Annotated in this window: 8 protein-coding genes and 1 riboswitch; of the genes, 5 read left to right on the top strand and 3 right to left on the bottom strand. The window is 67.4% G+C overall.

What is annotated here, in order from left to right; genetic code table 11:
- Positions 1–109: 109 nt before the first annotated feature.
- The 5 genes from EG885_RS12030 to aroQ are packed head-to-tail and all read left to right on the top strand — an operon-like array spanning position 110 to position 4669.
- On the top strand, positions 110–1042 hold the full coding sequence (locus tag EG885_RS12030) for a pirin family protein (RefSeq protein WP_131574811.1): 933 nt from the start codon (positions 110–112) through the stop codon (positions 1040–1042).
- 12 nt (positions 1043–1054) lie between these two features.
- Positions 1055–1597, top strand: coding sequence for a DUF924 family protein (locus tag EG885_RS12025; RefSeq protein ID WP_131574809.1), 543 nt, complete (start codon positions 1055–1057; stop codon positions 1595–1597).
- Between the two features lie 50 nt (positions 1598–1647).
- Positions 1648–2682: a histone deacetylase family protein gene (locus tag EG885_RS12020; protein ID WP_242679629.1), complete on the top strand. Its 1035-nt coding sequence runs from the start codon at positions 1648–1650 to the stop codon at positions 2680–2682.
- Positions 2683–2716: 34 nt separating this feature from the next.
- Entirely contained in the window at positions 2717–4192 is a 1476-nt protein-coding gene (locus EG885_RS12015) for an asparaginase domain-containing protein (protein WP_131574806.1), read from the top strand.
- 48 nt (positions 4193–4240) lie between these two features.
- Positions 4241–4669 carry a type II 3-dehydroquinate dehydratase gene (gene aroQ / locus EG885_RS12010; protein ID WP_131574804.1) on the top strand — a complete coding sequence of 143 codons (429 nt, stop codon included), beginning with the start codon at positions 4241–4243 and terminating at the stop codon, positions 4667–4669.
- Positions 4670–4983: 314 nt separating this feature from the next.
- On the opposite strand, the gene EG885_RS12005 is transcribed toward aroQ, so the two are convergent.
- The 3 genes from EG885_RS12005 to cobO form a co-directional block, all read right to left on the bottom strand.
- Positions 4984–6345, bottom strand: a complete 1362-nt coding sequence (locus EG885_RS12005) for an alpha,alpha-trehalose-phosphate synthase (UDP-forming) (protein WP_131574802.1) — start codon at positions 6343–6345, stop codon at positions 4984–4986.
- 9 nt (positions 6346–6354) lie between these two features.
- Complete coding sequence (otsB, locus tag EG885_RS12000; RefSeq protein ID WP_131574800.1) at positions 6355–7086, bottom strand: trehalose-phosphatase; 732 nt, start codon at positions 7084–7086, stop codon at positions 6355–6357.
- A 100-nt stretch (positions 7087–7186) separates the two neighbouring features.
- Positions 7187–7840, bottom strand: coding sequence for a cob(I)yrinic acid a,c-diamide adenosyltransferase (gene cobO / locus EG885_RS11995; RefSeq protein ID WP_131574798.1), 654 nt, complete (start codon positions 7838–7840; stop codon positions 7187–7189).
- Positions 7841–7881: 41 nt separating this feature from the next.
- Positions 7882–8102, top strand: a riboswitch (cobalamin riboswitch).
- The last annotated feature ends 73 nt before the right edge of the window (positions 8103–8175 follow it).

The following is an 8175-nucleotide window of genomic DNA, read 5'->3' as shown; positions in this document are numbered from 1 at the left end:
CGCCATTGCCCCGCATCCCAACCCCGTGTTCGCCACAGCCGAACGCCAACCCTCTTGCCCGTTCGGGATTTCGCGCCCACCCTTGCCCCAGCCTCAAGAGGAGACCGCGATGAGCTGGAACCCCGCACTGACCCCCGGCTGCCCCGACGATACCGGGCTGGACGCCATCGAGACGCTGATCATCCCCCGCGCCCGCGATCTGGGCGGGTTCGAGGTGCGCCGCGCCCTGCCGGCACCCAAGCGGCAGATGGTCGGGCCGTTCATCTTTTTCGATCAGGCCGGTCCGGCAGAGATGCTGACCGGTCAGGGCATCGACGTGCGGCCCCATCCCCATATCGGGCTGGGCACGGTGACCTATCTGTATCGCGGCGACTTTCATCATCGCGACAGCATCGGATCGGATCAGATCATCCGCCCCGGCGCGCTGAACTGGATGGTCGCGGGCCGGGGCGTCAGCCATTCCGAACGCACCTCGGATGCGGCGCGGCAGGGGCCGAACGGTCTCTACGGCATCCAGACATGGATCGCGCTGCCTGAAACGCACGAGGATATGGATCCGCATTTCGAACATCACGCCCAGACCGCCCTGCCCGAAATCCGCGATGCGGGCATCGAAGCGCGGCTGATTCTGGGCCGCGCTTATGGCGAGGTGGCGCCCGCCACGATCTATTCCGACACCTTCTATCTGGATGTGCAGCTGGCGCCGCGCACCCGCTTTCCCCTGCCCGACGATCACGAGGATCGCGGCCTGTACATCACCGAAGGCTCTGTCTTCATCGCCGGGCAGGAATTCGAGGCCGGGCGGATGATGGTCTTTCGTCCGGGCGATGCGATCACCGTCGCCTCGGGCGACCGGGGCGCGCGGCTGATGGCGCTTGGCGGTGCGACGCTGAACGGCCCACGCCATATCTGGTGGAATTTCGTCGCCTCATCGCGCGAACGCATCGAAGAGGCGAAACGCGACTGGCGCGAGGCACGTTGGGGTCAGGGTCGCTTCGACCTGCCCAAGGGCGACAGCGACGATTTCATTCCCCTTCCCTGACGGAGACACGACATGCCCAAGACCCCCGAAGAGGTGCTGGATTTCTGGTTCTCGGACCAGATGACGCCCCTGTGGTTCGCCAAGTCCGACGATATCGACAAGGACATCACCGCCCGGTTCTCGGACACCTACGAGGCCGCGCATGCCGGTCAGCTGGACCTCTGGATGGATGCGCCCGACAGCGCGCTGGCACTGGTGATCGTGCTGGACCAGTTCCCGCGCAACATCTATCGCGGCGGACCGCGCAGCTTCGAAAGCAACGATCTGGCGCTGCGCCATGCCCTGACCGCGCTGGACAAGGGCTATGACACCGCCCAGCCCGCCGACCGGCGACAGTTTCTGTACCTGCCCTTCATGCACAGCGAGGATCTGGCCGATCAGGACCGCTCAGTCGCCCTTTACGAGGCGTTGGGCAATGGCAGCTCGCTGCATTTCGCGCGCGAACATCGCGACATCGTCGCCCGGTTCGGCCGCTTTCCGCACCGCAATGCCATTCTGGGCCGCGACGACACCCCCGAAGAGGCCGCGTTCCTGAAGACCCATTCCGGGTTCTGACGGGCTGCTGAACCTTGCCCCCGCCGCGAAGGCCGCCTAGCCTTCGTGGCATGGACCACCTGCCCTGCTTTTATGCGCCCGACACCGCCGCCCATGATCCGCAATTCTGGATGCTGCGGGGCGTGCCCATGCGCAACAAGGAAACCGCCGAACGGGCGACGCGTCTGCTGGCGGGCCTTGCGCTGGTGGATCTAGATGTCAGCGCCCCCCCGGTCACGGATCGAGCCGCGATGCGGGCGATCCATACCGCGCGCTATCTGGCGTTTCTGGAAACGGGCTGGGCCGAATGGCAGACAGCCCCCGGCGCGGGGCCCGAGGTGGTGGCCAACCTGCATCCGCAAAAGGCCACGCAGACCTATCCGCAGGGGATCACCGGGCGCGCGGGCTGGCACATGGCCGATACCGGCTGCCCGCTTGGCCGCGACACCTATGCCGCCGCATTGCGCGGGGTGGACACGGCGCTGGCAGCGGTCGCCGCCGTGCAGGGCGGCGCGCGCGCGGCCTATGCGCTGTGCCGTCCGCCGGGGCATCATGCGGATGCCGATACGGCGGCGGGGCACTGTTTCCTGAACAATTCCGCCATCGCCGCACAGGCCCTGCGCGCCGGTCACGACCGGGTCGCGGTGCTGGATATCGACGTGCATCACGGCAATGGCACGCAAGAGATTTTCTATGACCGCGCCGATGTGCTGACCGTGTCGGTCCATGCCGATCCGCAGGCCTTCTATCCCTTCTATCTGGGCCATGCGCATGAGGTCGGGCGGGACGAGGGCGCGGGGTTCAACCTGAACCTGCCGCTGCCGATGGGGTCAGGCAATGCGCCCTGGCTGGCGGCCATCGATGCCGCGCTGGACCGCATCGCCGATTTTGCCCCGGGCGCGCTGGTGCTGGCCCTTGGGCTGGACGCGCATGAGAACGACCCCCTGCGCGGTCTCAGCGTGACGACGCCGGGCTTTGCCGATGCCGCCGCCCGGATCAGGACCGCAGGCCTGCCCACCGTCATCGTGCAGGAGGGCGGCTATCTGTCCGACGATCTGACCCACAATATCGCCAGCTTTCTGCGGGGCTGGCAGGCCGCCCCCTGACCGGCCTATAGCGGGCAAATAACAGGGGGCATCCATGCGCATCTGCGTCATCAACACCGGCGGCACCATCTGCTGCACCGGCACACCGCTGGCGCCGATGGCACCGCAGCAATTCGCCCAAAGCGTGACGGATCTGCTGGGCGATGCGCTGGCGGCGGCCCTGCCGGGAGACCGGGTGCATATCGATCACGGGCTGCGGTTTTCGGATGAGGGGCCGGGGGTGCTGGACAGCACCGATCTGCGCCCCTCGGACTGGGCGCTGATGGCGGGGCGGGTGCTGGATCTGTATGACGACCACGATGCCTTCGTGATCCTGCACGGCACCGACACGATGGATTACACCGGCGCGGCGCTGCCCTTGCTGCTGAACGTCTTTGACGATCTGGGCCTGCCCTGCGCGTGCCTGTCCAAACCCGTGATTCTGACCGGGGCGCAGCTGCCGCTGTTCGTCCGGACGCCGCAGGGGCTGTTCCTGAATGCGGCCAGCGACGGGCTGGCGAACCTGACCGGCGCGCTGCAGGCCACCCGCCTGCGCCTGCCCGAGGTGGCGGTGTTCTTCGACGGAAAACTGTTGCGCGGCAGCCGGGCGCTAAAGGTCTCGACCACCCGGTTTGCGGCCTTTGACAGCCCGCATCTGCCGCCCTTGGCCGAAGGCGGGATCGGCCTGCATTCCGGCCCGGCGCAGCGCTTGCCCGGCCCCGCCGATCCCGCGCTGGCGCTGGACGCGGCCCCCGCCCGTGCGCTGGTCCGCGCGCAGCTGGACGCCATCGCGGCCGTGATCGACGATCAGCGCATCGCCCAGATCCCCGCCATTCCCGCCGATCACCGCGCCTGCGCCCCGCTGATGGCACAGATGATCGGCACCGCACTGGCCTCCGGCGCGACCGGCTTGCTGCTGGAAGGGTTCGGCGAGGGCAATATCCCCGCAGGCGGTGGCGCGGTTCAGGCCGCACTGACCGATGCGCAGGTGCCGGTCCTGATCGCCAGCCGGGCCATCGGTGGTCAGGTCGGCGCGTTCCATTATGCCGCCGGGGCGTGGATCGCGGCGACGGGTGCGATCGCGACAGGCGACATGACCCCGGTCGCGGCACTGGCCAAGCTGATGATTCTGAACGCGCTGTCCGGCCCTCGGGGATGGGACCGCCGCGTGCTGGCCGCCCTGCTGACGCGCAGCCTGACCGGCGAATGCGCGGCGACCGACCGGCTGGACGGCCCCCTGCGCCCCGGTCAGGCGATCCGAGCCGCCGATGGTGACGCAAGGCTGGACAACGATCCCGACAGCGGCCCCCGGTTCAGTGTCGGGGGCCAGATCCTCTGGCAGGCGCCCGGTCCCGGCACGCTGGCGATGCGGGACAACCGGCTGGTCCTGATCGCGCCGGATGGGGGGGTGCTGTGGACCAGCCCGGCCGCCGCGCCCGGCGCCGTGGCGATCCTGACCGCCCATCCGCCTGCGCTGCGCCTGTTCGATGCGGCGCGGTTGCAGGCCCCGCTGACGGTTCTGCCCTGCTGACAGGCGCGCGGTGATGGGCTAGTTTGCCCCGTCCAACCGGGGAACCCCATGTCACTGATCCACGTCCTGAACGGCCCGAACCTGAACCTGCTGGGCAAGCGCCAGCCCGAGATCTATGGCGCCGCAACGCTGGCCGATCTGGAGGCGTTGTGCCGCGAGGCCGCAGCCCCGCATGACATCCGCTTTCTGCAATCGAACTGGGAAGGCCAGATCGTCGACTGGATCCACGAGGCCCGCGACGAGGCGCAGGCGATCGTCATCAATCCCGCCGCGCTGACCCATACCTCGGTCGCGGTGCTGGACGCGCTGAACGCCTTTGACGGTCCGGTGATCGAGGTTCATATCAGCCAGGTTCACAAACGAGAGGCGTTCCGCCACCATTCCTTCGTCTCGAAACGGGCGGATGGGGTGATCGCGGGGCTGGGCTTTGGCGGCTATGTCGCCGCCCTGCGCCATGTGGCGACGCTGATCGGCTGAACCGGCGGCCTGACGCGCGCCCCTGAGGGAAACGGAAAAAACCGCCGGATCTGACCGCAGGGAGGAGGGTTGCGGCAGATCCGGCGGCTTTCCGGAGAGGTCCGTTTCCGGACCGGGAGGAGGACGCCACGAAGCATGGGCTTCACCCTTTGATCATGCACCAAGGCGCCGCCGGACGACATGGTTCGATGCGGCAGCGCAGCGGCGACGCGCGATTTTGCCGAAGGAACGGGCGGAATATGCTCGTTATGCCTGCATGATAGGCAGAGGTTCGATGGAACGCCCCCTTGCGGGTGATTCGCAGGCATCAGGGATCAGCGGCCCAAAGCCTCCAGATAGGTGCGCGACCACCATGCGACGTCATGGGTCTGCACGCCCTCCAGCAAAGCGGCGTGACGGTCGCGCCGTTCGGGCTGGGACATGCGCATGGCCTGCGCCATGGCGACGGCCAGATCATGGGGATCGTGGGGATTGATAATCAGCGCCTCGGTCATCGTCTCGGCGGCACCGGCAAAGCGCGACAGGATCAGCACACCCGGATCGGTCGGATCCTGCGCGGCGACATATTCCTTGGCCACCAGATTCATGCCATCGGCCAGCGGCGTCACCAGACCGATGCGCGCCTGCCGGTACAGACCCGCCAGCACCGGGCGCGGAAAGGGCCGGTGGATGAACCGGATCGGCGTCCAGTTCAGCGTCGCGAACTGGCCGTTGATGCGTCCCGCCAGATGTTCGGTTTCCTCGCGGATGTCCTGATAGGCATCGACCGCGCCCCGGGTCGGCGGTGCGATCTGCAGGAACGAGATCTTCTCGTGCAGATCGGGGATCTTTTCCAGCAGCAACTGATAGGCCCGAAATCTCTGCGGAATGCCCTTGGAGTAATCCAGCCGGTCCACGCCGATCATCATCTTGGCCTGCGTCAGGCTGCGCATGCGATCCTCGTCCGGGGCCTCGGCGGCCTCGGCCATGAAGGCGGCGGCGTCGATGCCGATGGGAAAGACCTGCGCGCGGACCTTGCGGCCCGACAGCTGGAACAGGTTGTCGGACACGAAATCCCCATCCGCCAGCTGCCGCGCGCTTTCGGCGAATGCCCCCAGATCGCGTTCGGTCTGAAAGCCCAGCAGGTCGTAATAGGACAGCCAGTCGAACAACTCTGCCGGATTGGGCAGGGCGCCGCAATCGGCGGGCCCGGGAAAGGGGATATGCAGGAAATGCCCGATGGGCGCGGTGACGCCCAAGGCGCGCAGTTCCTTGGCCAGCGGGAACAGGTGGTAATCCTGCACCCAGATCCGGTCGCCGGGCCGCAGATGCGGCAGCAGCATCTGCGCGATGCGGGCATTGGCACGGGCATAGCCGTCCAGATATTCCGGGCGGATCTGCATCAGGCTGGGCCGTCCATGGCACAGCGGCCACAGGATCGAGTTGGAATAGCCCAGATAATATTCGTCATGCTCCTGCGGGGTCAGGTCGAACGACATGCGCTGGAACGCCGCGCCGGGATGGTCCTGCAGGCTGTCCGAGGGGTCATCGACCACATCGCCGGAAAACCCGACCCAGACCCCGCCAGAGCTGCGCAGCGCGTCTTCCAGCGCCACGACCAGCCCCCCCGAGGGGTTGTCCCCCAGGGGCAGGCGGTTCGAGACGACCACAAGACGGGATTCGGGCAGGCGGGACATGGGGTCTCCTCAGGTCAGGGATGCATCAAGCCATGCGGCCAGTGCGGAAGGGTCGGCCAGACGATAGCGGGCGGCAGTCGCCCCGTCGCCCACCTTGATGGCAAAGCCGCCGCGCGACTGCGCCTCGGCCATGGCGGGTTCGTCGGTGGTGTCGTCGCCGGCAAAGACGGGCAGGCGGCCGGCAAAGGGCGGCAGCGTCATCAGATGGGCCAGCGCGCTGTCCTTGCCGACGCCGCCGGGGCGCAGCTCCATCGCCATCTTGGCGGGTTGCAGCATCAGATGCGGGTTGCGGGCGACCATGTCCTGCATGACGCCGTCGACGAAATCCTGCAATGACGGATCATCGCGGTAATGCAGCGCGACGCCATGGGGCTTTTCCTCGACAAGGATCGCGGGATGGGGGGCGGCACGCTCATGCGCCTCGGCATGCAGGGCCTTTGCGTCCACGCCGACGCTGTGCAGCGTGTCGATGCGCCCCGGCGCGGGGGACATCTCAGAGCCGTGGCTGCCCGCGATCATGCCCGCGAAATCACCCAGATGGCCGCGCAGATCCGCCACATCGCGCCCCGAGATCAGCGCCAGCGCGCCGCCCTGCCGCAGGCTCAGCGCCGTCAGACGGTCGCGCAGGGCCTGAGAGACGACCACCGCATCGGGACGCGGCGCGATATCGACCAGACAGCCGTCGAAATCCAGAAACAGGGCGACATCGGCGGGTAAAAGCGGCGGGGGGGACAGGGTCATGCGGGGCGGCTCTCCGGGGTTGGTGCGACAGGGAAACCCGGCAGTCGGCCTGCGGGTTCACGGCAATGTGCGTTATTTCTGCCGCAGCGCGGCGCCGGTGTCAAAACTCGACGCCCGCCTGCGCCTTGATACCCGCCCGGAAGGGGTGCTTGACCTGCGTCATCTCGGTCACCAGATCGGCGGCCTCGACCAGCGCCTCGGGGGCGCCGCGACCGGTCAGGACGACATGGGTCATGGGGGGTTTTTCAGCCGCCAGAAAGGCCAGCACCTCGGCCACGTCCAGATAGCCGTACCGGAATGCGATGTTGATTTCATCCAGCAGCACCATGCGGATGGCCGGATCGCGGATCATCTCCTGCGCCTTGGACCAGCCCGCCTGCGCCATGGCGATGTCGCGGGCCTTGTCCTGCGTTTCCCAGGTGAACCCCTCGCCCATGGCATGAAACTTGCAGATATCGGCGAAATGGGTGGTCAGCAGGGTCCGTTCGCCGGTGTTCCATGCGCCCTTGATGAACTGCACCACGCCCGAGGGCATACCATGCGCGATACAGCGCATGATCATCCCGAACCCGCTGGAGGATTTGCCCTTTCCCGGTCCGGTATGGACGATGATCAGGCCTTTTTCGCCGGTCTTGGTTTCCATCATACGGTCGCGGGCGGCCTTCTTCTTGGCCATCTTTTGCGCATGGCGGGCCAGATCGTCGGGCGTCTTGCCGGTCGTGTCGGGGGTGGTCGCGGGGTCGGGCTGGGTCATCGGGCGGCCTCTGAACGGTTGACAAATCGGGGGCGCGGGGCTTTTGGTGGGCGCGTGTTGGTTCCTGCTTATGGCAGGCGAAGAGGGAATGCGACAGGCCGGGATCACCCCGTCCAAGCGCAGCCGCCCCCGCGACCGTGACCGGAAAGGTCGCCCGATCCACTGGCCGCCCGCCGCAAGGCGCAGGCCGGGAAGGTGGGACGACCGTTGGGGAAACCCTGAATCCGCAAGCCGGGAGACCTGCCAGCACCAGAAACGATGACGGGCGAACGGGGTGTTTCGCAACCGGCAGGGACGTGGTCGCATCGCGCGCGCCGCCCCCGGTTCGGCATGCC

The sequence above is a fragment of the Paracoccus nototheniae genome, from assembly GCF_004335005.1.
GTDB lineage: Bacteria > Pseudomonadota > Alphaproteobacteria > Rhodobacterales > Rhodobacteraceae > Paracoccus > Paracoccus nototheniae.
The sequence above is the reverse complement of the archived record's forward strand: the minus strand, read 5'-3'. Positions and strand labels throughout refer to the sequence as shown.

Bases quoted from the DNA above. Each gene is read 5' to 3' on its own strand.
- EG885_RS12030 (WP_131574811.1), top strand. From the start codon at position 110: ATGAGCTGGAACCCCGCACTGACCCCCGGCTGCCCCGACGATACCGGG.
- EG885_RS12025 (WP_131574809.1), top strand. From the start codon at position 1,055: ATGCCCAAGACCCCCGAAGAGGTGCTGGATTTCTGGTTCTCGGACCAG.
- EG885_RS12020 (WP_242679629.1), top strand. From the start codon at position 1,648: ATGGACCACCTGCCCTGCTTTTATGCGCCCGACACCGCCGCCCATGAT.
- EG885_RS12015 (WP_131574806.1), top strand. From the start codon at position 2,717: ATGCGCATCTGCGTCATCAACACCGGCGGCACCATCTGCTGCACCGGC.
- aroQ (WP_131574804.1), top strand. From the start codon at position 4,241: ATGTCACTGATCCACGTCCTGAACGGCCCGAACCTGAACCTGCTGGGC.
- EG885_RS12005 (WP_131574802.1), bottom strand. From the start codon at position 6,345: ATGTCCCGCCTGCCCGAATCCCGTCTTGTGGTCGTCTCGAACCGCCTG.
- otsB (WP_131574800.1), bottom strand. From the start codon at position 7,086: ATGACCCTGTCCCCCCCGCCGCTTTTACCCGCCGATGTCGCCCTGTTT.
- cobO (WP_131574798.1), bottom strand. From the start codon at position 7,840: ATGACCCAGCCCGACCCCGCGACCACCCCCGACACGACCGGCAAGACG.